This is a genomic window from Actinomycetospora rhizophila (assembly GCF_042657905.1).
Lineage (GTDB): Bacteria > Actinomycetota > Actinomycetes > Mycobacteriales > Pseudonocardiaceae > Actinomycetospora > Actinomycetospora rhizophila.
In genome coordinates this window covers 1-24,163 of the sequence record NZ_JBHSKG010000016.1, presented here as the reverse complement: position 1 = coordinate 24,163, position 24,163 = coordinate 1, and the positions used below count along the sequence as shown (strand labels likewise).

The following is a 24,163-nucleotide window of genomic DNA, read 5'->3' as shown; positions in this document are numbered from 1 at the left end:
AGTGTCGACGCCTAGGTGCCGGAGCGGTAGAGCTGCGCGACCTGCGCGGCGGTGAGCGCGCTCGTCATCACGGCGGTGTCGTACATGCTGCCCGCCCAGGCGTAGGTCGTCGGCGCGGCCGGCCAGCCCGCGAGGTTGTCCCAGCCCAGGCGCCAGTACCCCGTGCGGGTCGTGCCGCCCTCGGCGGTGGTGGTCGTCGGGTCGGCGGCGACCGCGACGCCGTCGACGTAGAGCACCATCCCCGCGGGCGAGAGCGTCGCGACGGCGAGGTGCCACTGGTCGTCGTTGTAGGCGTTGGGGCTGGTGATCGTCCTCGTGGCGTTCGGGTAGACGCCGAAGACCAGCTGCCCCGAGTTGGTCATGTAGAGGTGCCGGTCGTAGCCGCCGCCGGTGAGCCCGGTCCGGGCGCTCCCCCAGCCGATCATCCGGCCGCCGAGGGTGGTGCTCGTCCGGAACCACCCGACCAGCGAGAAGACGTTGGTGCTCGCGATCGCGGTCGTCGCGGTGGTGGCGACATACGGTGTGAGGACCGCCGAGCCGTTGAACGTCGTCGCGCGGGCCGGGGTGTCGCGCGAGCACGGCTTGGTGGCGGCGGTGGTGAAGCCGAGCAGGCCGTTGTAGGTGCCGGTGGTCCCGCCGGTCAGCGAGCGGGCGGTCGCCAGGTTGGCCACGTTCGCGTCGTCGAGGGGCCAGGCGACGAAGGTGCTGCCGAAGCCCGCCGTCGCGCCGAGACACGTGAAGTACGGGCTCGCCGTCGTGGTGTTCGCCGCGTTGGCCACCCGCGCGGTGAAGGCCGCGGTGCTCGGCGACGCCGTCAGCGTCAGCACGAGGGCGAGCGCCGTGCCGACGACCGTCGCCCCGCCGCCCGGCCGGCTCCCGGGGGGAGCGGGCTGCGGGGCGTCCGGATCCGTGTCGCCCGGACCGGTGCCGTCGCCGAGCGGGTGGCGCCGGGCCGCGACCAGGCCGTAGACCATCGGCAGCAGCCAGAACGCGGTCATGACGATCCACAGCCACCAGGGCATGTGCACGCCGCTGGTCAGGACGTTGCCGTTCGTCTGCGGGGGCCGCGGGGTGATCAGCAGGCCGGTCTGCCCGCTGACCAGGTCGAGCTCGCCGCCGGTGTCGGCGGTGACCCGCGTCGGAAGCACGCCGGTCGAGACGAGGGTGATCTGCGCGTCGCCCCCGACCGCGGACGTCCCGAGCGTCGTCGTCCCGACGAACGGGCGCAGCCAGAGGCTGACCGCGGCGAGCAGGATCGACAGGCCGAGCACCCGCGTCGGCACCGTCCAGAACCACGGCAGCCACCGCCTCGTGGCCCACCACAGCAGGACGATCCCGGCGATGAGCGCCGGCAGGGCCCGCACGAGCCAGCCGACACCGGGCAGGACGAGGACGACGCGGCCGGTGAGGTCCGCCGCGTGGAGCGTCCACGGGTCGACCCCGCCGTTGATGTCGCCGCGCGTCTTGAGTCCCGTGCCCGTCGGACCGGGCTCGACCGCGACGATGCGGTGGGTCACCGAGCGGGCCCGTTCGGGCGCCGGCGGCGTGAACGTGAGGATGTCCCCGATGACCGGGGTGTCGGTCGGTCGTGTCAGCACCACCGAGCCCACCGGCGCGGCCGTGCCCATCGACGGCGTGGTGATGATCTGCCAGCGCCCCCCGGTGAGGTGCCAGGCCAGTGCGGCGCCGAAGACGGCCACGACGACGGCCGTGACGGCGAGGACGACGAGCACCCCCGGCACGATCGAGGTCGGTCGCCGGGGCGGGGACTGCAGGGGGAGCGGCAGCGGAAGGGGAGCCGTCACCGCGTCGGGATCGACGTCGGTGTCGGGGAGGCGTGTGCCCACTCGGTACCGGCGCTCAGCTCGTGAGGGTCCAGGTGATCGGCTGCGAGGCCGACAGCCCCTGGTAGGTGTTGCCCGCCGACTGGTCCAGGTAGACGGTGAAGGTCAGCGGGATCGCGGTACCGCCGGGCGTCGGGACCAGGGCCGCGGGGAGGTTGACGTTCGTCCCCGCCAGAGCCGAGGCGACCGTGTCGGGCTGGACCACCGTCGCGCCCGACGTGACCTTGACGTGCAGCTTGGTGCAGAAGTCGGTGGCCGAGCCGGCGCCGACAGGCGCGGTGGGCTGGGTGCAGGGACCGAAGGCCATGGTGAAGGCCGTCGCCGGCAGCGTGCCGGTGTTCCGGAAGTTCACCGTGGTGACGACGTTGTTCGTGGTCCCGGTGGCGTTCGAGGGCACCATCGTGGTGCTGCCGCCGTACTTGTTGTACGTCGCGCAGGTGGCGGAGTTGGTGCTGACGCCGCCGCCGTCGGTGCTGGTGCATGCGGCCGTGGTGCTCCCCGCCGGCCCCGTCTCCTGCAGGATCAGCGATCCCGCGGCGGCGGTGTCGTTGGTGTTGGTGATCGTCGCGACGAAGGCCGCGAACGTGTTGGTCATCGCCAGGGACATCATCAGCGCGCCGACGAGGCCGGCCGCGACGATCAGCCGGATGAACCGGCGCTGCTGGGGGGACGCGGGCATGCGGGTTCACCTTCCGAGCGATGACGACTGCTGCTCGGTGGGCGCATCCCACCGTGCGTCCTGGCCAACGGACGCACGGCGCTATGTCTTAAGCCGAATAGCCCCATGAGTGACGGAGTGTTCGGCGTGTCGCGCGCGGACGCGCCCGTCAGGCCTCCGTGGGGGTGATCGCGACGGCGAGCGCGAGGTCGTCGGAGCGGGCCGCCGCCTCACCGTTGACGGCGCCCTCGGTCATCGACACCGCGAGGACCTCCTCGGCGATCGTGCCGGCGTGCGCGCGCACCGCGTCGGCGACGTCGGCACGCTCGGCGGCCCAGGTCAGCGCGATGCGGTCGGAGACCTCGAGGCCCCGGGTCTTGCGGGCCTCCTGGACGACGCGCACGACGTCGCGGGCGAGCCCGGCGGCGCGCAGCTCATCGGTGAGCTCGGTGTCGAGCCCGACCGACAGGCCGCTCTCCGACCGGACCGCCCAGCCCTCGCGCGGCGTCTCCTCCACGACGATCTCGTCGCCGGACAGCGTGATCTCCTCGCCGTCCACGACCACCGTCAGCGCCCCGTCGACCGGGGCCGCGGTGGAGGCCTTGACGGCCTCCGCGACCACCGGGGTCTGCTTGGCGAACCGCTTGCCCAGCGCGCGGAAGTTGGGCTTCACGGTGACCTCGACGAGGTCCGAGCCGGCGGCCTCGACCCGGCCGACGTTGAGCTCCTCGGCGATCTCGGCGAGCAGGGCCCTGCCCTGGTCGTCGGAGTCGAGGGCCGCGAAGCCGGGTGCGGCGACGACGGCGCGCGACAGCGGCTGGCGCGTGCGCACCCCGCTGGCCGCGCGCGTCGAGCGGCCGAGCTCGACGATGCGCTGCACGAGCGCCATCCGCTCGGCGAGGCCGGGATCGATCGCCGCGTCGTCGAGCTCGGGCCAGTCGGCGAGGTGCACCGACTCGGGCGCCCCCTCCACGACGTCGCCCTGCAGGAGCGTCCACAGGTAGTCGGTGGCGAACGGCGTGAACGGCGCCATGAGCCGCGAGAGCGTCTCGACGCAGGTGTGCAGCGTGCTCAGGGCCGTCGGCTCGCCCGCCCAGAAGCGGCGGCGCGAGCGGCGCACGTACCAGTTCGACAGCTCGTCGACGAACCCCGAGATCGCGCGGCCGGCGCTCGAGGAGTCGAAGTCGTCGAGCGCGCGGGTGACCTCGCGGACGCAGGTGGCCAGCTCGCCCAGGACCCAGCGGTCCATGGGGTGGTCGCTGGAGACGGGCCCGCCCGACGGCGTCCACCCCGCCGCGTTGGCGTACGTGACGAGGAACGACGCGGTGTTCCAGTACGTCAGCAGGATCTTGCGGACGATCTCGCGCAGCGCCTCGTGCCCGACGCGGCGGTCGACCCACGGCGAGCCCTGGGCCAGCATCAGCCAGCGCACGGCGTCGGCGCCGTGGGAGTCGAAGAGCTCGAACGGGTCGAGCACGTTGCCCAGGTGCTTCGACATCTTGCGGCCCTGCTCGTCGAGCAGCAGGCCCAGGCACACGACGTTCTCGTAGGACGACCGGTCGAACACCAGCGTGCCCACGGCCATCAGCGAGTAGAACCAGCCGCGGGTCTGGTCGATCGCCTCGCAGATGTACTGCGCGGGGTAGGCCTGCTCGAAGTCGGCCTCGTGGTGGTGCGGCGCGCCCCACTGGGCGAAGGGCATCGCGCCCGAGTCGTACCAGACGTCGATGACGTCGGTGACGCGGCGCATCGTGCCGGTCCCGCTCGGCGCCGGGAAGGTGACGTCGTCGACGTAGGGGCGGTGCGGGTCGAGCTCGGCGAGGTCCTGGCCCACGTACTCACCGAGCTCGGCGAGCGAGCCGACGCACACCATCTCCGACGGGTCGGCGTCGTTGCGCCAGATCGGCAGCGGCGTGCCCCAGTAGCGGTTGCGCGAGAGCGCCCAGTCGACGTTGTTCTCGAGCCACCCGCCGTAGCGGCCGTGCTTGATGTGCGGCGGGTACCAGTTCGTCCGCTCGTTCTCCTCGACCAGCCGGTCGCGGATCTCGGTGGTGCGGATGAACCACGAGGGCAGCGCGTAGTAGATCAGCGGCGTGTGGCAGCGCCAGCAGTGCGGATAGGAGTGCTCGTAGGACTCCGAGCGCCACAGCACGCCCCGGGCGCGCAGCTCCTCGACCAGCGTCGGGTCGGCGCCCTTGAAGAACATCCCGCCGATGAGCGGGACGTCGGCGTGGAAGTGCCCGTCGGGCCCGATCGGGTTGACCATCTCGAGGCCCTCGGCCTTGGCCACGAGGTGGTCCTCGGCGCCGAACGCGGGGGCCATGTGCACGAGGCCGGTGCCGGCGTCGGTGGTGACGTGGTCGCCGTGCACGACGCGGTGGGCGTCCCCGAAGCGCTCGGCGTCGATGAGGTCGAGCGGGCGGCGGTAGTGGCTGCCGAGCAGGTCGGCGCCGGTGGCGCGGTCGGTGACGGTCGCGCCCTCGCCCAGCACCGACAGGAGGTCCTCGGCGACGACGAGGTCGTCACCGTCGGCGGTGATCGCGCGCACGTAGGCGATGTCGCGGGCCACGGCGACCGCGGTGTTCGACGGCAGCGTCCACGGGGTCGTCGTCCAGACCAGGAGGTCGGCGCCGGCCCAGGGCCCGTCGGTGAGCGGGAAGCGCACGTAGACCGAGGGGTCGACGTCGTCCTCGTAGCCCAGCGCCACCTCGTGGTCGGACAGCGGCGTCTCGTCGCGCGGGCAGTAGGGGGTGACGCGGTGGTCCTCGACGAGCAGGCCGTCGTCGAAGATCTTCTTGAGCGACCACCAGACGCTCTCGACGTAGCGCGGGGCCATCGTCAGGTAGGCCTCGTCGAGATCGACCCAGTAGCCCATGCGCTCGGTCATCGCGGCGAACGCCGAGACGTTGCGCAGCGCCGACTCCCTGCACGCCGCGTTGAACTCGGCGATGCCGTAGGTCTCGATGTCGGCCTTGCCGGTGAAGCCGAGCTCCTTCTCGACGGCGAGCTCGACGGGCAGGCCGTGGCAGTCCCAGCCGGCGCGGCGCGGGACGTGGTAGCCGCGCATCGTCTTGAACCGCGGGAAGAGGTCCTTGAACGCGCGGGCCTCGACGTGGTGGGTGCCCGGCTGGCCGTTGGCCGTCGGCGGGCCCTCGTAGAAGATCCACGGCTCGCCGTCCGCAGTGCGCTCGAGGCTGCGACGGAACACGTCGCGGTCGGCCCAGCGGGCCAGGACCTCGCGCTCGATCGCGGGCAGGTCCACGCTCGCGGGGAGGGGAGCGAACGCGGGCTTGCCCGCGGGACCGGGGGACGGCGATGAGCTCACGTCTCGATCTTCCTGGTGGTGCGGCAGCCGAACTCACCCAGGTTACCGGGGAGCGCAGGGCGGTTCTGACCTGCGGGTCCGGGCACGCTCCGGGGGGTGTCGAACCGGCGCGCGAGCATGTCCTAGACTGGTCTCCGTCATCGGGCAGGGCGTTCTCGTCACGCTCGGTGACTGCCATGGGGTATGGTGTAATTGGCAACACGGCTGATTCTGGTTCAGTTGTTCTAGGTTCGAGTCCTGGTACCCCAGCTGCGAGCGGTGGCTGAGCGTGATCTAGGCTCGGCGCCGTTCTCCTAGGGCCCCGTCGTCTAGCGGCCTAGGACGCCGCCCTCTCAAGGCGGTAGCGGGGGTTCGAATCCCCTCGGGGCTACACCACGAGCGCGGTGCACCGGTCACGGTGCACCGCGTTCGTCGTCACCGGGGGTGCACCGTGCCGACCACCTATGTGCTCGTCCACGGCGCGTTCGCCACCGCCGCCCACTGGGGTCCGGTGGCGCGCGCGCTCGCGCTGGCCGGCCACCGCGCCGTCGCCGTCGACCTGCCCGGCCACGGGCTGGACGCGCGCCCCACCGGCATGGCCGGCCTCTCGACCGCCGACGACGTGGCGGCCGTGACCGGGGTCGTGCGCGCGGCGCGGGAGCACGGCCCGGTCGTGCTCGTGGGCCACAGCCGCGGCGGGATGACGGTCACCGCGGTGGCGAACGCCGTGCCCGAGCTGCTCGCCCACGTCGTCTACGTCTCCGCGTGGTGCTGCGTGGCCGCCGGGCCGTCGACCTACCTGGCCGAGACGGGCCCGTCGGCGCTCGACCTGCTGGCGCCGAGCCTGGTCACCGCCGACCCCGCGGAGGTCGGCGAGCTGCGCGTCGACCTCCACACCACCGACCCGGTCGCCCTCGACGCCCTCCAGGACGCCCTGCTCGCCGACGGGACGCGCGCCGAGCTGCGTGCGGTCCTGGCCTCGATGGACGTCCGCGAGGCGCTCGCGATCGACGAGGACGCCGTGCGCGTCGACCCGGGCGCCTGGGGCCTGCTGCCGCACACCTACGTGCGCCTCTCGCGGGACCGGGCGCTGCTGCCGGAGCTGCAGGACCGCTTCGTCGCCGAGGCCGACGCCGCGCTGGCGCAGCCGTTCACCGTCGTCGACGTGCCCACCTCGCACGTCGGCATCCAGCTCTGGCCCGCGCGGCTGGTGGAGGTGCTGACGGGGCTCGCGCCGGCCGGCGGGTAGGTGCTCGACCCGTGTCCTGCGGGACACGGGTCCTCAGCCGGTCGTGGCGGGCGCGTCCGGCGGCTCCGCCCACCGGATCAGCGCGATCGCCGCGACGACGAGCACGCCGCCCGCGACCTGGGTGGCCGTCGGCTCCTGGGCGACGAGCCACCAGGCCCCGAGCACGGCGAAGAGCACCTCGCTCAGCCCGACGAACGACGCGAGCCGGGACCCGAGGCGCCCGACGGCGGCGATGCCCGTCAGGTAGGCCAGCGCGGTCGAGAGGGCGGCGACGAGCACCACGCCGACCCACCACGGCGCGGTCCAGCCGGCGAGGTCGATCGGGGCCGTGGTCGCCTCGAGGGGCAGCAGGCCGACCAGCCCGACGAGCACGACGACGGCGCTGCCGACGAGCGCACCGCCGGCGGTGAGCACGAGGGCGGGCGGGCCGTCGTCCCCGCCGGCGTCGGCGGACAGGCGGAAGTACGCCGCGAGGCACACCGCGGCGCCCAGCCCCCAGAGCACGCCGACGACGTCGACGTCGGCGCCGCGCCCGACGTCGAGGACGAGCCCGAGGCCGGCGATCGCGAGGGCCGCGCCGAGCAGCGTCGCGGGCCGGGGCCGGGCGGCGGTGCGCGCCCAGGTCCAGGCGAGCAGCAGGACCGGGGCGGTGTACTCGATCAGCAGCGCCACGCCGACCGAGAGGTGCCCGACCGCGCTGAAGTAGCAGACCTGGGCGCCGGCCAGCGGGACGACGCCGTACACGACGACGGGGCGCAGGTGGCGTCGCCGCAGGTAACGACCGCGCGCGGCCATCACCGCCAGCGGCACGACGAGCAGGAGCGCGGCGCCGCCGAGCCGGCCCAGCACGACCGCGAGCGGCGACCAGCCGGTGGCCAGCAGCGCGGCGGCGAACGGGCCGGCGAGGCCGAAGGAGAAGCCCGAGAGCAGCGCGATCGCGAGGCCGGGCGCGGTGCGGGCCCGTGGTCGGTCGGCGCGCACGGTCGATGATCAGAGCAGCTGGGGCGGCGCCGGGCAACCCATCACGGATCGCTGATGCCTTCCCCGTCTTTCCGGTATTGGTGCTGATGGATGGCCCGCTCCTAGCGTGGGGCGCTCCCCGCGACCGAGGAGCCACCCATGACCGCGACGACGCCGTTCGCCCTCGACGACCCCGCCTTCCTCACCGGCGACCGCCACGCCGAGTACCGCGCGATGCGCGACGAGGGTGCGGTCCTCGCCGTCGGGGACCCCGACCACCCGACGTACCTGCTCACGCGCCACGAGGACAACCAGGCCGTCCTGCGCGACACGACCGGGCGCATGCAGCCGGCGGGCCGGGACGCGCCGGCGTGGATGGCGCCGGGACCGGCGCGGCGGCGGCTGCGGGCCAACATGGTGCAGACCGACCGCCCCGTCCACACGCGGCTGCGGGGCGTGGTCGCGCCCCTGTTCACCGCGCGGCAGGTGGAGAAGCTCCGGGCGGCCGCGGCGGCGGAGGTCGCCGACGAGCTGCAGGCCCTGACGGCGGCGGGCGGGCGGTTCGACGCGGTGACCCAGCTCGCGGCGCGGGTGCCGCGCGGCGTGCTGCGGCTGCTGATCGGGATGCCCGACGAGGACTGGGAGCCCCTCCTCCGGACGCAGATCGACTTCCTCATGATCTTCTCGCCGTTCCCGCTGGACGAGGAGCGCCGGGCCCGCCTCGACGAGGTCTCGCAGTTCTACTTCGACTACTTCGACGGCCTGCTCGGCCGCGCCGCGCCGACCGACCTCGTCCGGCGCCTGCTCGACGCCGAGGAGCGGGGCGAGCTCTCCCGCGACGAGGTGCTCTCGCTCATGCACACGGTGCTCGTCGCCGGCTTCGAGACCACCCGGACCTCCATCGCCAACCTCGTCGAGCTCTTCGCGACCGTCCCGGGGCTCCTCGCCCGGGTCCGCGACGATCCCGCACTGGTCGCCCCGCTGGTCGAGGAGACCCTGCGCCTGCGGGCGCCGGTGCAGGTGATCCCCCGGATCCTCGGCCAGGAGTACGTCGCCTCCGACGGCACGACGGTCCCGGCCGGCGCGACGACCCTGTGCGGGCTCGGCGCGGCCAACCTCGACGAGCGCACCTTCGCCGCGCCGGAGCGGGTCGACCTGACGCGGCCGAACGCGTCCCGCCACCTGGCCTTCGGCGGCGGCCTGCACCACTGCGTCGGCGCGCCGCTCGCGCGGATCCAGCTGCAGGAGACGACCGCCGGGCTGGCCCGTGCCGTGACGCGCATCGAGCCGGACGGCCCGTCCGAGCGTCACCCGTCGCTGATGTTCCCGTCGCTCGCGACCCTGCCGGTGCGCGCCGGCTGCTGACGCTTGCTCGCCGCCACCTCGCGCAGGACCGCGACGGCCGCGCGCTGCAGCGGGGAGAACCAGCTGCTGTCGCGGGAGAACAGGCCGATGCCCTCGGCGAGGTCCGCGTCGCGGATCCGCACCGCGCGCAGGCGCCCGGACGCGACGTCGTCGGCGACGCAGTACCGGGGCGCGAAGCAGACCCAGTCGTTGGCCGCGACGGCCTGCTTGAGGGCCTCGGCGTGCCCGAGCCGGATGACGTAGGTCGGCGCCGGCAGGCCGCGGGCGCGCAGCCCGGCGTCCAGCACCCGCTCGATGGCGACGCCGGCGGGGACCCCGACGATCGGGAGCGCCAGGGCGTCGGCGAGGTCGATCTCGTCGCCGTCGGGCGGCCCGCCGGGGGCCGCGCAGAGCACGATCTCCTCGTCCCACAGCTTCTCGGCCTGGACGCCGGCCGGGGGCACGTCGTCGTACCAGGTGGTCACGGCGAAGTCGACCTCGCCGATCTCGACGCGGCGCATGGCGACCGCGGGCTCGCTGATCGAGATCGTGATGTCGGCGCCCGCGCGCTCGCGCCGCAGGTCGGTCATCAGCGGCGGGATGAGGTAGGTGCCGATCGCCATGCTCGTCGCGACCGAGAGCGACCCGGCCGCGCCGGCGTTGAGGTCCTCGATGTCGCGCTGCACCTGGGCGCCGCTGGCCAGGACCTCCTTGGCCCAGGCGTAGAAGCGCCGGCCCGCCTCGGTGAGCACGATCCGGCGGCCCTCCCGGACGAACAGCGGCGCCCTGACGGCCTTCTCCAGGGTGCGCAGCTGCGCCGACACCCACGGCTGCGCCACCTGGAAGCGCTCGGCCGCCCGTGTCACCCCGCCCTCGTCGACCACCGCGCAGAACATCTCGTAGCGGCGCAGCTGGTCCGAGAGACTCATAAGCGAAAGCGTATCGAATAGACGCATTACTCGTCATGGTGCTATGTGTTCCAGCTCTCTAGCGTCGAGAAGCACACCACCACGGACGAGGAGGTCTGCGATGCATCCGCTGCTGCGCAGCAACACGCTCAAGCTCGGGCTGTTCTGCACGAACGGATCGGGGGCGTCGCAGACGCTGGTGCCCGAGGCCCACGAGATGGACTGGGATCTCTCGCTGCGCACCGCCCGCGCCGCCGACCGCGCGGGGCTCGAGGCCGTCGTGCCGTTCGCGCGCTGGAAGGGCTATCCCGAGGGCCGCCCCGAGCACCGGTCCGGCCGGGTCATGGAGCCCTTCACCTGGGCCGCCGGCATCGCCGCGGCCACCGAGAACATCGGCGTGTTCGCCACGTCGCACGCGCCGACGATGCACCCGATCGTCGCCGCCAAGCAGGCGGCCACCGTCGACCACATCTCCCGCGGGCGGTTCGCGCTCAACGTGGTGGGCGGCTGGAACCGGCCGGAGCTCGAGATGTTCGGGGCCCCGATGCGCGAGCACGACGAGCGCTACGACCACCTCGCCGAGTGGCTCGAGGTGATCCGGAAGCTCTGGGCCGAGACCGAGGAGTTCGACTTCCACGGGCGGTTCTTCGACGTCGTCGGCGGTGTCTCGCAGCCCAAGCCGGTGCAGCCGACCATCCCGATCATGAACGCCGGCGGGTCGCCGCGCGGCATGCGCTTCGCCGCCGAGCACGCCGACCTGTGCTTCGTCATCGTGCAGTCCGAGCAGGAGGACGCGATCCGCGCGCAGGTCGAGGGCTACCAGCGGATGGCGCGCGCGGAGTTCGGTCGCGAGGTCCGGCTCTGGACCCACACCGTCGTCGTGCAGCGGGACACGCAGGCCGAGGCCGAGGCCTACCTGCGGCGGTTCTCCCAGGAGCTCGAGGACGTCGAGAGCGTCGACGCCTGGATGCGGCTGCAGGGCGCGAACACCCAGGTGGTGCCGCCCGGGGTGATGGCGGCGATGCGGCAGCGCTTCGCGGCGGGTGCCGGGGGCTTCCCGCTCGTCGGCACCGCCGAGACGATCGCGGAGCGCCTCGAGATGCTCAGCGCCGCGGGCATCGAGGGCGCGCTGCTGACCTGGGTCGACTACGACGCCGGGCTCGCCGACTTCACCCGCGACGTGCTGCCCCGCCTCGAGCGGGCGGGGCTGCGCGCGCCGGTCGGGACGCCCGCCGCGACGCGTGAGCCGGTGGCCGCGGGATGAGGATCGCCCGCTTCCGCACCGGCTCCTCGGCGGGCTTCGGGGTCGTGCTCGGCGACGAGGTCGCCCGCCTCGACCACCGCGTCCCGTCCTTCGAGGCCCTGCTCGCCGACCCCGTGACCCCCCGGGCCGACGACCCCCGCCTGCCCGTCGCCGACCTCGCCTGGGCGCCGCCGCTCGGCGACCACCCCAAGGTGATCTGCGTCGGCTTCAACTACGCCGCGCACGCCGCCGAGTCGACGCGCGCCCCCGACGAGCCCGCCCGCCCCACGCTGTTCGCCCGCTTCGGCGACTCGTTCGTCGGCGCCGGCACACCCGTCGTGCGGCCCGCCGGCGAGGACTCGCTCGACTGGGAGGGCGAGGCGGCCCTGGTGATCGGCCGTCCCGGCCGGCGCATCCCCGTCGCCGACGCGTGGTCGCACGTCGCGGGCGTCACCTGCGTCGCGGAGAACAGCGTGCGCGACTGGCAGCTGCACTCCACCCAGGCCACCGCGGGCAAGAACTGGCACCGGTCCGGGGCGGCCGGGCCGTGGCTGACCACGACCGACGAGGTCGGCGCGGACCCGCTGCGCGTCACCACGCGGCTGAACGGCGCGGTGGTCCAGGACGACACGACCGACCGGCTGACCTTCTCGTTCGCCGAGCTCGTCGCCTACGTCAGCACGTTCACGCCGCTGCGTCCGGGCGACCTCATCGCCACGGGGACGCCGCAGGGGATCGGGCTGCGCCAGGAGCCGCCCCGGTTCCTGCGCCCGGGCGACGAGCTGGAGGTCGAGGTCTCCGGGGTCGGCGTGCTGCGCCACGGGGTCGTGGACGAGGCCCCGGCGCTCGTGGGGGTGGGCGCGTGAGGATCTGGACCGAGGACGACGTGCGCTCCGGCCCGTCGGTGCCCGCGGTGATCGAGGCCCTGGAGGCGGTGCTCACCCACGAGGCCGACGGCAGCGCGTGGAACCTCGACAAGACGATGAGCACCTGGCCGGTCGGGTCCGGGCGCGGCAGCGCCCACGCGCTGGGCGCGGTGGACCTCACCGCCGGCCTGACGATCTTCAAGACCTGGGTGAACACGCCGGGCGGGGCGAGCGCGCTGATGACGCTGTTCGCCGCCGCCGACGGCGCCACCCTGGGCGTCGCCGAGGCCGGCGCGGCGGGGGCACTGCGGACCGCGGGCATCTCGGGGGTCGCGACGCGCCGGCTCGCCGACCCGGGCGCCGACGAGCTCGCGGTGCTCGGCGCCGGGCGCCAGGCGCTGCGCCAGGTCGAGGCCGTGGCCGCGGTCCGCCCGCTGCGCCGGGTCCGGCTGTGGAACCGCACCGCGGCCGGGGCGGAGGCGCTGGCGGCGAGGGTGCGCGACGAGCTGGGCCTGCGCGCCGACGTCGCGGCGAGCGTCGAGGACGCCACCCGCGACGCCCCGGTCGTCACCGCGGTCACCCGCGCCGACGAGCCGTTCCTGGCGGCCCGGCACCTCGCCGCCGGCGCGCACCTCAACGCCGTCGGGGCGATCCTGCCGACGCACGCCGAGCTCGCCCCCGACGTGCTCGCGGCGTCCGCGCTCACGGTCGTCGACAGCGAGCCCAACGCGCGCCGCGGGTCCCGGGAGCTGCGCGAGCACGGCGACTGGGGGAGCGTCCGCACGCTCGCCGAGGTCGTCGCCGGCAAGGTCGCCCGCCCCGCCGGCGCCCGCCTGACGGTGTTCAAAGGGATGGGCACGGGCCTGTCGGACCTGGCCGTGGCCGGGCTGCTCACCGGGTCCCTGACGGGGGTGCGGCCGTGAAGTTCCGCAGCGACCCCGCCCGGATCCGCGGCTCGATCGCCCCGGTGATCACCCCGTTCAGCGCCGACGGCGCGCTCGACCTCGACTCGCTGCGCGGGCTGGTCCGCTGGCAGCTCGCGTCGGGCGCGCACGGCGTCTCCATCGGCGGGTCGACCGGCGAGCCGTCGGCCCAGTCGGTGGCCGAGCGGATCGCGGCCATCCGGGCCGTGGCCGCGGAGGTCGACGACGCGGTGCCGTTCCTGCCCGGGACCGGCTCGGCGAAGCTCGACGAGACCCTCGAGATCACGGCCGCCGCCCGGGATGCGGGCGCCGACGCCGCCCTCGTGATCACGCCCTACTACGCGCGGCCCACCCAGGAGGCCCTGTACCGCTGGTTCGCCACGGTCGCCGGCGAGTTCCCGGACCTGCCGGTCGTGCTCTACAACGTGCCCTCCCGGACGGCGGTCGACGTCGCCCCCGAGACCGTGGCCCGGCTCTTCCGCGACCACGACAACGTCGTCGGGGTCAAGGAGACGACCAAGGACTTCGAGCACTTCTCCCGCGTGCTGCACCTGTGCGGGCGCGACCTCATGGTGTGGTCGGGCATCGAGCTGCTCGGGCTGCCGCTGCTCGCGCTCGGGGGCGCGGGCTTCATCTCGGCGGTCAGCAACCTCGCCCCCCGCGCCGTCGCCCGCATGTACGAGGCGTGGGAGGCCGGCGACCACGAGACCGCCCGGGAGCTGCACTACGGGCTGCACCCGCTGGTCGACCTGCTGTTCGTCGAGACCAACCCGGCGCCGGCCAAGTCGGTGCTGCAGGGCCAGGGCCGGATCGCCTCCGACCACGTGCGCCCGCCCCTGATCCCGCTCACCGCGCAGGCCCGCCCACGGGTCGACGCGCTGCTCGCGCAGGGTGCCGCCCTGCTCGAGCACCCGTCCCGAGAAGAGACCTGATGTCCACGTCACCCCGTCCGCGCCGGGTGGCCCTCGCCGGCCTCATCGGCACCACCATCGAGTGGTACGACTTCTTCATCTACGGCACCGCGGCCGCGCTGGTGTTCGCGCCGCAGTTCTTCCCGCAGGTGTCGCCGGTCGCGGGGACCCTCGCGGCCCTGTCGACCTTCGCGATCGGCTTCGTCGCCCGCCCCGTCGGCGGCGCGCTGATGGGCCACTTCGGCGACCGCCTCGGGCGACGCCGGATGCTCGTGGCGTCCCTGCTCGTCATGGGCGTCGGCACCCTGCTCATCGGGCTGCTGCCGACCTACGCCGCCATCGGCGTCGCCGCGCCGGTGCTGCTCGTGCTCCTGCGGTTCGTGCAGGGCGTCGGGGTCGGCGGGGAGTGGGGCGGCGCCACCCTGCTCGCCCTCGAGCACGCCCCGCCGTCGAAGCGCACGCTGTACAGCTCGCTGCCGCAGGTCGGCCTGCCGCTGGGTGTCGTGCTCGCGAGCCTGGTGTTCCTCGTCGTGCGGCTCGGCCTCGACGAGGCGGCATTCGCGGCCTGGGGCTGGCGGGTGCCGTTCCTGCTCAGCGCCGTGCTCGTCGTCTTCGGGCTGGTCCTGCGGCTGCGGCTCGACGAGAGCCCCGAGTTCGAGCGCGTCCGGGCCGAGGCCGAGGTCCGGCGCGCGCCGCTCGCCGACGTCCTGCGCGCCCCGCGCGTCCTGGTGCCCGCGGCCGGGCTCAACGTGCTGGTGTCCGGCCTCGCCAACATCCTGCTCGTCTTCACGCTGAGCTACGTGGCGGCGCGGCAGCTGGTCGGCGCGCCGACCATGCTGGCGATCACGGTGGTCACCGCGCTCGTGTGGGCCGGCGTGATCCCGCTGGCCGCGGTGTGGGCCGCCCGCCGCGGGCGGCGCCCCGTGATGCTCGCCGGCGTCGTCGCCCTGACCCTCTGGGCGTTCCCGTACTTCTGGCTGATCGACACCGGCTCGGTGCTCGCCACGCTCGTGGCCTGCGTGGTCGCCGGCGCCGGCTTCGCCGTGGCGTCCGGGCCCTACGGGGCCTACCTCGCCGAGGCGTTCCCGACGGCCGTGCGCTACAGCGGCTCGTCGGTCGCCTACGCGCTCGGCAGCGTCGTCGGCGGCGCGCTGGCGCCGATCGTCGCCACCGTCCTCTTCGCCGCGACCGGCACCGGCACGGCGATCTCCGCCTACGTGGTCGTCCTGGGGCTGGTCAGCCTCCTCGCGACCCTCGCCCTCCGCAGCCCGCACCCCGCGCCGGTCCCGGCCGACGCACCCCTCGAGAGGAAGCCCGCATGAGCCTCACCGACGCCCGCCCCGAGACCGCCACCCCCACCACCGGCACCGCGATGCGCGACGTCAGCGGCGAGCCGGCCGCCACCCCGCAGCCGTGGGCCCCGCTCAAGGTCGCGCGGGCCGAGATCGAGGCCGAGATCGAGCGCCTCGCCGCCGCGCCGCGCCCGGCCAACGGGCGCCGCGGCAGCCGGATCGTGCACCCGTCGGCGGTCGCGCCGGGCCTCGGACTCGCGCCCGGGGTGGCGGTGACGATCGAGGTGCTGAACCCGGGGGAGGAGACCGCGCCGCTGCGGGAGAACGCGCACCGGGTGGAGATCGGCATCCGCGGTCGCGGCCGCATCGAGGTCGCCGACACCGCGATCGACCTCGCCCACCTCGACGTCGCGAACCTGCCCTCGATGCAGCCGTTCCGCTTCCGCAACGACGGCACCGACGTCTGGGCCCGGCTGAGCTACTCGAACGCACCGCTGCTGGAGAAGCTCGGCGTGCACTACGCCGAGGACCTGCCGGTCAGCTGGCGCCCCTCCCCGGACGACGCCCCGGCGGCGGCGACGCAGGACAGCGAGAAGGTCGCCTACACCCGCGCGACCGCTCCGGACGTCGCCATCGGGACCCAGGGCGCGCGGCTGCGGGGCTACGAGTTCCTCGTCGACATCGAGGTCGTCGAGTCCCGCGCCCTGCACTGGCCGTGGGCCGAGGTCGCGCCGCACCTGTCCCGCGAGGCCGGCGACGGCAAGCGCACGATCATGGCGTACTACAACCCGGCGACCCAGCGGCGGCAGGGCGCCACGCACAGCTTCTTCGTCACCGCCTCGGCCATGCCGGCGGGCCGCCCGCCCCGTCCCCGCGGCCGCGGTCACCGGCACTCCTCGGTGGCCATCAACTACCACTTCGCCGGCTCCGGGGTCAGCACCGTCGACGGCGTCGACATCGCCTGGGAGGCCGGCGACCTGCTGCTCTCGGCGCCCGGCTGGCTCGAGCACGCCCACTACGAGGGCCCCGACGGCCTCGCCGTCTACACGGTCCAGGACCACCCGCTGCACATCGGCATGGAGTCGCTGGTGTGGCAGGAGAAGATGGGCGGGCCGGTGCTGGCCCTGGGCTCGGAGGCGGGGCAGACCGGGTACGTCGGACCCCGCGAGGCCGGCGCGTGACCATCGACCTGGACCCCTACGACCCGGCGCTCACGGAGCCCTCGGTCTGGGACGCCTACGCGGCGGCGCGCGCGGCCGGACCGGTCGCGCGCTCCGGGCGCCGGGGCGGGTTCTGGGTGCTCACCGGCTACGACGATGTCCGCGCGGTCCTGCGCGACCCGCAGACGTTCTCGTCGGCGTCCGGGCACCGCATCCCCACCGACGGCACCCAGCGCTCGATCCCCATCGACTACGACCCGCCGCGGCACACGGCCTACCGCCGGCTCATGGGCCCGCCGCTCTCGACGGCGCGGGTCCGGCAGATGCGGCCGTTCCTCGAGCGCACGATCGCCGACCTCGTGGGCGGGTTCGCCGCCCGCGGAAGTGGCGACTTCGTCCGCGAGGTGGCCCTGCCACTCCCGCTCGCGGTGCTCACCGAGCTCGTCGGGTTCGCGCCGGACACCGTCGACCGGTTCCGCGAGGTCACCGAGGAGGTGTGGTCGGGGCTGGGCGCCGACGGCGAGGCCGTCGACTTCGCCGGCGCCTTCCGGCGGATCTCCGAGCTCATGGCCGCGGAGCTCGACGCGCACCGGGCGCACGGCGCCGACGACTTCGTGACGACGCTGCTCAGCGCCGAGGTCGGCGAGGAGGAGCGGATCAGCATCCTCGCCACGTTCGCGGTCGCGGGGCACGAGACGACGATGAACGCGGCGAGCACGCTGGTCGCTCTGCTGCTCGAGGACCCGGCGCGGCAGGACCGGCTGCGCGCGGACCCGTCGCTGGCGCGCGGGTTCGTCGAGGAGATGCTGCGCCACCGCAGCCCGGCGCAGAACTTCGCGCGCCGCGCCACCTGCCCGGTCACCGTCGCCGGGCAGGCCGTCGAGGAGGGCGACGCCGTCCTGCTGTCGTTCGCGGCGGCCAACCGCGACCCGGCGCGCTTCGCCGACCCCGACCGCTTCGACCCCGGCCGCGACGTCAGCGGCCACCTGGGCTTCGGGTGGGGCATCCACATGTGCCCGGGCGCGGCGCTGGCGCGCGCGGAGCTGACGATCCTGCTCACCACGCTCGTCGGGCACCCGCCCCTGCGCCTGGCCGGCGAGGTGCGCTGGAGCGGGCTGCAGGGCGGCAACCACCTCGGTCCGACGACGCTGCCGGTGCGGTTCGAGGGGTGATGTCGCGGCGGCGATGATGCCCCCATGACGACGGCCGCGGTGACGGCACTGGTCCTCGACCTCGCCGGGACGTTCGCCTTCGCCCTCAACGGTGCGCTCACGGCGGTGCGGGCGGCGCGGCTGGACATCGTCGGCGTGGTGACCCTCGGCATGATCACCGCGCTGGGCGGCGGCATCGTGCGCGACATCCTGCTGGGCGCACTGCCGCCGGCGACGTTCAACGACTGGCGCTACCTGGCCGTCGCCGCGGGCGGGGGCCTGCTCGCCTTCGCCCTGAGCCGGCAGCTCGAGCGCCTCGCCACGCCGATCGAGATCTTCGACGCCCTGGGCCTGAGCCTGTTCGCCGTGACGGGCGCGGCGAAGGCGATGACGCTGGGCGCGGGGGCCGGGCAGGCGATCCTGCTCGGCGCGATCACCGCGGTGGGCGGGGGCACGATCCGCGACGTGCTGGTGCGCCGGGTGCCCACGGTGCTGTCCAGCGAGCTCTACGCCATCCCGGCGCTGCTCGGCGCGGCGGTCGTCGTCCTGGGGACGCGGGCCGGTCTGGGGCCGCTGCTCCCCGCGCTCGCGGGGGCCGGGCTGTGCCTGCTCGTCCGCCTGATCGGGCTGCGCTTCCGGCTCGACGCCCCGCACCCGCCGGGCCGTGCCGGGTGAGGTCCCGGGCGGTGCTCAGCCCTCGCGCGGGATGTTCGCGCACTGCTCGTCGTCGTTGATGCACTCCGCGCCGCGCTCGGACTGCGCCACGGTGGCGAGGTTCTCGTAGTCGGAGTGGTCGGTGCGCGGGTCGTGCTGCTCGTTCGGGAAGCTGTCGATCGAGAACGCGCGACCCGCGGGCTGGTCGTAGGTCAGCGTGATCCGCAGGGCCGGCACCGGCACCTCGTCGCTCTCGCAGTTGCCCTGCTCGTCGGGGAACGTCATGTGCGAGCGGAGGTCCTCGGTCTCGAGGTTCTCGCCGTCCCAGCAGCTCGGGTAGTCGAGCAGGCGCATCAGCCTGCCGTCGCCGCTGCAGATCGGGTACCGGTCGGTGACCCTGTCCTGGGCGTTGGAGCAGGTGTACTTCGCGTTGACGTTCTCCTGGTCCTGCGCGCCGGCCTTCGCGTTGCCCATGATGATCATCAGGTGGGCCGGCATCGCCTCCACCGGGCGGTCGCCGTGGCCGTGGAAGCTCAGCTGCGCCGAGCGGGGCCGCAGGATCGCGCCGACGTTGCCGTCGCGGCTGCCGCCGTCCTCGCCGACGTCGGGCCCGGTGCCGTTCAGGTCGCGGAGCACCGGCCAGAAGAAGGTCGACTGGTCGCCGTTGACGCAGGTCGTGGCGCCCTCCTCCAGCGACCGCTCGTCCGAGTCGGCGTCGGTGGTCCGGTTGCCGACGTAGTCGTGGACGTGCTGGGCGCCGTTCCGCTTGCCCGGCGCGGCCATGTAGTTGTCGGAGTTGTTGTGGTCGCTGACGCCGCAGTCGACGGTGTACGAGCCGCCGCTGAACACGCCGCCCTCGCCGATCCCGCTGCCGGCCTCGACCTGGCCGATGTCGACGTAGTCGTCCGCGCCGGCCGGGGCGATCTGGTCACGGCCCGGGAAGGAGTCCTCGGCGGCGGCCGCCGCCCGGTTCGTGCCCTGGACCTCGCCCACGTCCTCGGCGGGACGCGGCCGGTCCACGCGGTCGCTCCGGCGGTCCTGGTCGCCGGCGTCCTCGGCGCGCTCGGTCTCCTCGGCGCGCTCGGTCTCCTCGGCGCGCGCGGTCTCCTCGGCGCCGGTGTCCTCGGCGCCGGTGTCCTCGGCGCCGTCGTCGCCGCTCTCGGTGCGCTCGTCGGTGCCGTCGTCGTCGGTGCCGTCGTCGTCGGTGCCGTCCTCGTCGGCCCGGCCGGCGGTCCGGTCGTCCTGCCCGCCGCTCGGGGTGTCCTGGCCGTCGTCCTGGCCCTCGTCCTGGCCGGTGCCGTCCCGGGTCTCGTCACCGCCGGTGTCGTCCTCGGTGCCCTCGTCGCTGCTGTCCCCGGACTCGCCGTCGCCGGACTCCCCGTCGCCGGACTCGCCGTCGCCGGACTCGCCGTCGCCGGACTCGCCGTCGCCGGAGCCGTCCCCGTCCGAGCCGTCCGAGGACTCGCCGCCGGTCAGGGCGCTGAGCAGGCCGCCGCCACCCTCGCCGGAGTCGTCGGCCGCGGCGGAGCCGGCGACCACGACGACGCCGAAGGTGACGAGCAGGGCCGCCACGATCGCGATGAGGCGTGTCGGCAGGCTGGAGCGGTGTCGTCCGCGTCGGGGCACGGGAACCTCCTGACGGTGCCCGCGGCGTCGGGGGAGCTCGCCCGCCGGGGCAGGGGTGTCCTGCGAGGAGTCGGCGGAGCGCGGGCGGCGGGACGAGGGGGAGCGTCGCCGCCCGGCTCCGACGACGATCACGCTAGGGACACGACGATCCGGGGACCGCCTGTCTGAGAACCCGCGGCTCGCGCCGCCGCCCACCGGGCCGCCTGCCGCGGCGAACGACGTCGCGTATGCCCCGGATGTCGCAATTCGGCGACGGGGACTCTCAGGTCCCGGTCGGGCGCCCCAGCACGCGCAGCGCGACTGCGGCGAGCGCCGTGAGCAGCAGGAAGCCGCCGGCGAGCGCGAGGAAGATCCAGGAGCCGGTCAGGACCCAGACCACGAGCCACGCGACGGCGAAGGCGGACGTGGTCCACACCTGGAACACGTAGCGCCGCCGCTCCTCGGGTCGCACCCGCTTCGCGAGCCCCCGCCCGGCGGCCTCACGTCCCGCCGCGGCGGCCAGGGCGCGGCGTCGTTCCTCGGCTCGCGTCGCCGTCGTGTCGGGCTCGTCCACGCGCCCCCCTTCCCGTCCGACCGCACGCTACCGGCGTCAGCTCTGTCCGGACGTTCCAACGATCGTTAGCGTGTTGGCATGAGCGCCGACGACCAGTGCGACCTGCTCTGCCTGGACCTTCCGCACGCGGAGCACATCCGGATGTCGCTGCCCGACCTCGAGGTCCTCACGACGCGCGCCGCGCTCGGGCGGGCGCTCGCCGACCCGACGCGCCTCGCCGTGGCCGCCGCCCTGCTCACCGGCGACGAGCTGTGCGTCTGCGACATGGCGTGGGTGGTCGGCCACGCGCAGAACCTGGCGTCGCACCACCTGCGCCAGCTCCGCTCGGCGGGCCTCGTGACGTCGCGGCGTGACGGCAAGCTCGTCATGTACCGGCTCACGCCGGTCGGGCAGGAGCTCGTCCGCGCCGTGCTGGGCCCGGCGGTGGTCGAGGAGGTGTGACCGTGTCCGACGCGTGCTGCGGCCCCGACGAGGCGGTCGCCCCGTCCGTCCGCGGGTGGTGGCGGGTCCGCGAGCTGCAGTACGCGGCGGCCGCGGCGGTGCTGCTGGGGCTCGGGTGGGCGTTCCCCGAGCCGGTGGCCGACGGTCTGCACCTGCTCGCGGCGGTGGTCGGCGCGTCGAGCTTCGTGCCCGGCGCGCTGCGGGGCCTGCGGCGCGGGCGGCTCGGCGTCGGCCTGCTGATGACGATCGCGGCGGTGGGCGCGGTGGCCCTCGGCCGCTTCGAGGAGGCCGCCCTGCTCGGGGTGCTGTTCTCCACCGCCGAGGGCCTGGAGCGCCACGCGGTCGACCGCACCCGTCGGAGCCTGCGGGCGTTGCTGTCGCTCGTCCCGCGAACGGCGTCGGTGCTCCGCGAGGGCGGGGAGGAGCAGGTCGCGCCCGAGGAGCTGGTCGTCGGCGACCGCCTGCTGCTGCGACCCGGCGAGCGGGCGGCGACGGACGCGACGCTGGCCGGCGGGGCCACCATCCTCGACGTCTCGGCGATCACCGGGGAGTCGGTGCCCGTCGAGGTCGGCGAGGGCGACGGGGTGCCGGCGGGCGCGATCAACGCCGGCAGCGCGGTGGAGCTGGTCGTCGCCGCGCGGGCCGTGGACTCGTCGCTCGCGCGGATCGTGCACATGGTCGAGCAGGCCCAGGAGCGCCGCGGTGCCGGGCAGCGCCTCGCCGACCGCATCGCGCGCCCGCTGGTGCCGGCGATCCTGGTGCTCGCGGTGCTGGTGGCCGGGCTGGGGCTCGTGCTCGGCGACCCGCTGCGCTGGATCGAACGGGCCCTCGTCGTGCTGGTCGCCGCCTCGCCGTGCGCGCTGGCGATCGCGGTGCCGCTCACGGTCGTGGCGGCCGTCGGCGCCGCGAGCCGGCACGGCGTCCTGATCAAGGGGGGCGCGGCGCTGGAGGAGCTCGGCCGGGTCGACACCGTCGCGCTCGACAAGACCGGAACACTGACCCGCAACGAGCCGCGGGTCGTCGACGTCGTGGTGGGCGCCGGGTCCCGTGACGAGGTCCTCGCCCTCGCCGCGGCGCTCGAGCGCCGCAGCGAGCACCCGCTGGCCCCGGCGGTGGTGGCGGCGGGTGGCCGCGGTCCGAGCGAGGCCACCGACGTCGAGACGGTGCCGGGGCGGGGCCTGGTCGGGACCGTCGACGGGGCGCCGGTGCGGCTGGGGCGTCCCGACTGGGTCGTGCCGGGGGAGCTCGCCCCGGACGTCGCGGCCCTCGAGGGCGCCGGCGCCACCGTCGTCGTCCTGGAGCGCGACGGCGTGGTGCTGGGCGCCCTGGCGGTCCGCGACGACCTGCGCGTCGAGGCGCCCGCGGCGATGGCGTCGCTGCGTGGCCTGGGGCTGCGGACGGTGATGCTGACCGGGGACAACGTCCGCACCGCCCGCGCCCTGGCCGAGCGCGCCGGGATCGCCGACGTGCACGCCGGCCTGCTGCCGGAGGACAAGGCGTCGCTCGTGGCCCCGGGCGCGGTCGCCATGGTCGGCGACGGCGTCAACGACGCCCCGGCCCTGGCGACCGCGCGGGTGGGGGTCGCCATGGGTGCGATGGGTACCGACGTGGCGCTCGAGACCGCCGACGTGGCGCTCATGGGCGACGACCTGCGCCACCTGCCGCAGACGTTCGCCCACGCCCGCCGGGCCCGACGGATCATGCTGCAGAACATCGGCCTGTCTCTGGCGATCATCGTGGTGCTGATCCCGCTCGCCGCGCTGGGCGTGCTGGGGCTGGCGACGGTGGTGTTCGTGCACGAGCTCGCCGAGGTCCTCGTCATCGGCAACGCGCTGCGCGGCGCCCGGATCGCGGCGTTGCCGGGGGCGGCGCCGCCGGTGCCCGCCGTCGTCCCGGCGCCGGACGGGACGGGAGAGGGCGGCTGCGCCTGCTGTTGAACACGGCTTCGGCGGGGGACGACGTCAGAAGGGTGGGGTGTCGTCGGGCTCGGCGGGGTCGGCGGGGCCGGGTGGGGTGGTGCGCGGTGTGGTGGTCGCGCGCCGGAGGATCTTGCGGGGCCAGTCGGGGTCGATGCGGGTGGCGGGGTCGGGGTCGTCGTGGTTGCCGGGGCCGGCGGGCCAGATGTCCTCGGGCAGGGGTCGGGGGTGTGGGGCGGGGCGGGGTCCGGGCAGCTCGCGCAGGATCGTGGCCGCCCCGGTGGTGTGGGTGATGCCGGCGCGGGTGCGGATCCGGAAGCGGCCGCGTCGGGGCTGGGTGACCCTGCCAGTCGGCGTGGTGCTTGGCGCGGCGGTGATGCGCGCACCAGGCGCCGAGGTTGCGGTGGGCGGTGGGGCCGCCGCGGGCGTGGTCGCGGGTGTGGTCGATCTCGACGCGGTGGGCCGCGGCGGCAGCCGGGGGCGACGCAGTGGCGGTCGCGGACGCGGATCCAGCGGTCGAGTTCGGCGCGGGCCCGGCGGCGGGCGAGCTCGCGGGGGAGGTCGTCTCGGGCGGCGGGTGGCCCGGGGGTGCTGGTGGCGGCGCGGTGCTGCAGTTCGCGCAGCAGCGGGGCCGATGGGGGTGGTCGTCGGGGTGCAGGGCGGGTAACGATCCCCAGCTCAGCGGCGGGCCTCCCGGAACTGCTGCACCCGGGCCATGACGTCGTCGCCGACCTTGCTCGGGTGGCCCGCGTCGAACGGCGGCTCGGGGTCGTACTCGATGAACACCTGCGTCGCCCGGGCGGCGACGTCGTCCTCCAGGAGCGCGACGAGCCGGATGGCCATGTCGATCCCGGAGGAGACGCCCGCCGCGGTGACGATCCGCTCGGGCAGGTGCTCGACGACCCGCTGGCGCACCGGGATCGCCCCGAGCTCCTTCAGCGTGTCGGTGGCGCCCCAGTGGGTGGTCGCGGTGAGGCCGTCGAGCAGGCCGGCGGCGGCGAGCAGCAGCGTGCCGGTGCACACCGACGTCGTGGAGCCTGTCAGATGGGCTGTGTACAAGATCGTCTCTGACGAGGACGGAGTACACAGATGACCATGGCCGGCGAGCGGGATGGTGGTGAGGTTGATCCGGCGCGGGCCGCGGTCAACGACATGCTCGA

Annotated in this window: 20 protein-coding genes and 2 tRNA genes; 14 read left to right on the top strand and 8 right to left on the bottom strand. The window is 74.8% G+C overall.

What is annotated here, in order from left to right; all coding sequences use genetic code 11:
* Positions 1 to 11: 11 nt before the first annotated feature.
* The 3 genes from ACFPK1_RS24575 to ileS all read right to left on the bottom strand — a co-directional run bounded on the left by ACFPK1_RS24575 (position 12) and on the right by ileS (position 5,827).
* Positions 12 to 1,733, bottom strand: coding sequence for a LamG-like jellyroll fold domain-containing protein (locus tag ACFPK1_RS24575; RefSeq protein ID WP_378023585.1), 1,722 nt, complete (start codon positions 1,731 to 1,733; stop codon positions 12 to 14).
* Positions 1,734 to 1,860: 127 nt separating this feature from the next.
* Positions 1,861 to 2,523 (bottom strand): hypothetical protein, encoded by a 663-nt coding sequence (locus ACFPK1_RS24570; RefSeq protein WP_378023584.1) that lies wholly within the window; start codon positions 2,521 to 2,523, stop codon positions 1,861 to 1,863.
* Between the two features lie 148 nt (positions 2,524 to 2,671).
* On the bottom strand, positions 2,672 to 5,827 hold the full coding sequence (gene ileS, locus ACFPK1_RS24565) for an isoleucine--tRNA ligase (RefSeq protein ID WP_378023583.1): 3,156 nt from the start codon (positions 5,825 to 5,827) through the stop codon (positions 2,672 to 2,674).
* Positions 5,828 to 6,004: 177 nt separating this feature from the next.
* On the opposite strand from ileS, the gene ACFPK1_RS24560 reads away from it, so the two are divergent.
* The 3 genes from ACFPK1_RS24560 to ACFPK1_RS24550 all read left to right on the top strand — a co-directional run bounded on the left by ACFPK1_RS24560 (position 6,005) and on the right by ACFPK1_RS24550 (position 7,055).
* Positions 6,005 to 6,076 (top strand) — tRNA-Gln (locus ACFPK1_RS24560).
* Between the two features lie 48 nt (positions 6,077 to 6,124).
* Positions 6,125 to 6,197, top strand: a tRNA-Glu gene (locus ACFPK1_RS24555).
* A gap of 60 nt (positions 6,198 to 6,257) precedes the next feature.
* Positions 6,258 to 7,055, top strand: coding sequence for an alpha/beta fold hydrolase (locus tag ACFPK1_RS24550; protein ID WP_378023582.1), 798 nt, complete (start codon positions 6,258 to 6,260; stop codon positions 7,053 to 7,055).
* A 33-nt stretch (positions 7,056 to 7,088) separates the two neighbouring features.
* Here ACFPK1_RS24550 and ACFPK1_RS24545 read toward each other — a convergent pair whose 3' ends face one another.
* Entirely contained in the window at positions 7,089 to 8,036 is a 948-nt protein-coding gene (locus ACFPK1_RS24545) for an EamA family transporter (protein WP_378023581.1), read from the bottom strand.
* A gap of 138 nt (positions 8,037 to 8,174) precedes the next feature.
* Here ACFPK1_RS24545 and ACFPK1_RS24540 point away from each other — a divergent pair, with 138 nt between their 5' ends.
* Positions 8,175 to 9,380: a cytochrome P450 gene (locus ACFPK1_RS24540; RefSeq protein WP_378023580.1), complete on the top strand. Its 1,206-nt coding sequence runs from the start codon at positions 8,175 to 8,177 to the stop codon at positions 9,378 to 9,380.
* Here ACFPK1_RS24540 and ACFPK1_RS24535 read toward each other — a convergent pair.
* On the bottom strand, positions 9,323 to 10,288 hold the full coding sequence (locus ACFPK1_RS24535; RefSeq protein WP_378023579.1) for a LysR family transcriptional regulator: 966 nt from the start codon (positions 10,286 to 10,288) through the stop codon (positions 9,323 to 9,325). The two genes, ACFPK1_RS24540 and ACFPK1_RS24535, sit on opposite strands and share 58 nt — an antisense overlap.
* Before the next feature lie 100 nt (positions 10,289 to 10,388).
* On the opposite strand from ACFPK1_RS24535, the gene ACFPK1_RS24530 reads away from it, so the two are divergent.
* The 8 genes from ACFPK1_RS24530 to ACFPK1_RS24495 are packed head-to-tail and all read left to right on the top strand — an operon-like array spanning position 10,389 to position 18,488.
* Entirely contained in the window at positions 10,389 to 11,531 is a 1,143-nt protein-coding gene (locus tag ACFPK1_RS24530) for an LLM class flavin-dependent oxidoreductase (protein WP_378023578.1), read from the top strand.
* Complete coding sequence (locus ACFPK1_RS24525) at positions 11,528 to 12,376, top strand: fumarylacetoacetate hydrolase family protein (RefSeq protein ID WP_378023577.1); 849 nt, start codon at positions 11,528 to 11,530, stop codon at positions 12,374 to 12,376. The genes ACFPK1_RS24530 and ACFPK1_RS24525 overlap by 4 nt, the downstream gene beginning before the upstream one ends.
* A complete protein-coding gene (locus tag ACFPK1_RS24520) occupies positions 12,373 to 13,299 on the top strand; it encodes an ornithine cyclodeaminase family protein (RefSeq protein ID WP_378023576.1) in 927 nt (308 codons plus the stop codon). Before ACFPK1_RS24525 ends, ACFPK1_RS24520 begins: the two co-directional genes overlap by 4 nt.
* On the top strand, positions 13,296 to 14,231 hold the full coding sequence (dapA, locus tag ACFPK1_RS24515) for a 4-hydroxy-tetrahydrodipicolinate synthase (RefSeq protein WP_378023575.1): 936 nt from the start codon (positions 13,296 to 13,298) through the stop codon (positions 14,229 to 14,231). Before ACFPK1_RS24520 ends, dapA begins: the two co-directional genes overlap by 4 nt.
* Positions 14,231 to 15,532, top strand: coding sequence for an MFS transporter (locus tag ACFPK1_RS24510; protein WP_378023574.1), 1,302 nt, complete (start codon positions 14,231 to 14,233; stop codon positions 15,530 to 15,532). The genes dapA and ACFPK1_RS24510 overlap by 1 nt, the downstream gene beginning before the upstream one ends.
* A complete protein-coding gene (locus tag ACFPK1_RS24505) occupies positions 15,529 to 16,683 on the top strand; it encodes a cupin domain-containing protein (protein ID WP_378023573.1) in 1,155 nt (384 codons plus the stop codon). Before ACFPK1_RS24510 ends, ACFPK1_RS24505 begins: the two co-directional genes overlap by 4 nt.
* Positions 16,680 to 17,834 carry a cytochrome P450 gene (locus ACFPK1_RS24500; protein WP_378023572.1) on the top strand — a complete coding sequence of 385 codons (1,155 nt, stop codon included), beginning with the start codon at positions 16,680 to 16,682 and terminating at the stop codon, positions 17,832 to 17,834. The genes ACFPK1_RS24505 and ACFPK1_RS24500 overlap by 4 nt, the downstream gene beginning before the upstream one ends.
* 24 nt (positions 17,835 to 17,858) lie before the next feature.
* On the top strand, positions 17,859 to 18,488 hold the full coding sequence (locus tag ACFPK1_RS24495; protein WP_378023571.1) for a trimeric intracellular cation channel family protein: 630 nt from the start codon (positions 17,859 to 17,861) through the stop codon (positions 18,486 to 18,488).
* A gap of 15 nt (positions 18,489 to 18,503) precedes the next feature.
* Here the strand turns inward: ACFPK1_RS24495 and ACFPK1_RS24490 are convergent, their stop codons facing one another.
* Complete coding sequence (locus tag ACFPK1_RS24490; RefSeq protein ID WP_378023570.1) at positions 18,504 to 20,093, bottom strand: DUF1996 domain-containing protein; 1,590 nt, start codon at positions 20,091 to 20,093, stop codon at positions 18,504 to 18,506.
* A 262-nt stretch (positions 20,094 to 20,355) separates the two neighbouring features.
* Positions 20,356 to 20,646 carry a hypothetical protein gene (locus ACFPK1_RS24485; RefSeq protein ID WP_378023569.1) on the bottom strand — a complete coding sequence of 97 codons (291 nt, stop codon included), beginning with the start codon at positions 20,644 to 20,646 and terminating at the stop codon, positions 20,356 to 20,358.
* 78 nt (positions 20,647 to 20,724) lie between these two features.
* On the opposite strand from ACFPK1_RS24485, the gene ACFPK1_RS24480 reads away from it, so the two are divergent.
* Both ACFPK1_RS24480 and ACFPK1_RS24475 read left to right on the top strand, forming a co-directional pair.
* Complete coding sequence (locus ACFPK1_RS24480; RefSeq protein WP_378023568.1) at positions 20,725 to 21,087, top strand: ArsR/SmtB family transcription factor; 363 nt, start codon at positions 20,725 to 20,727, stop codon at positions 21,085 to 21,087.
* 2 nt (positions 21,088 to 21,089) lie between these two features.
* A complete protein-coding gene (locus ACFPK1_RS24475; protein WP_378023700.1) occupies positions 21,090 to 23,024 on the top strand; it encodes a heavy metal translocating P-type ATPase in 1,935 nt (644 codons plus the stop codon).
* 657 nt (positions 23,025 to 23,681) lie between these two features.
* Here the strand turns inward: ACFPK1_RS24475 and ACFPK1_RS24470 are convergent.
* A partial coding sequence (locus ACFPK1_RS24470; protein WP_378023567.1) for a DJ-1/PfpI family protein occupies positions 23,682 to 24,163 on the bottom strand: 482 nt, incomplete at its 5' end.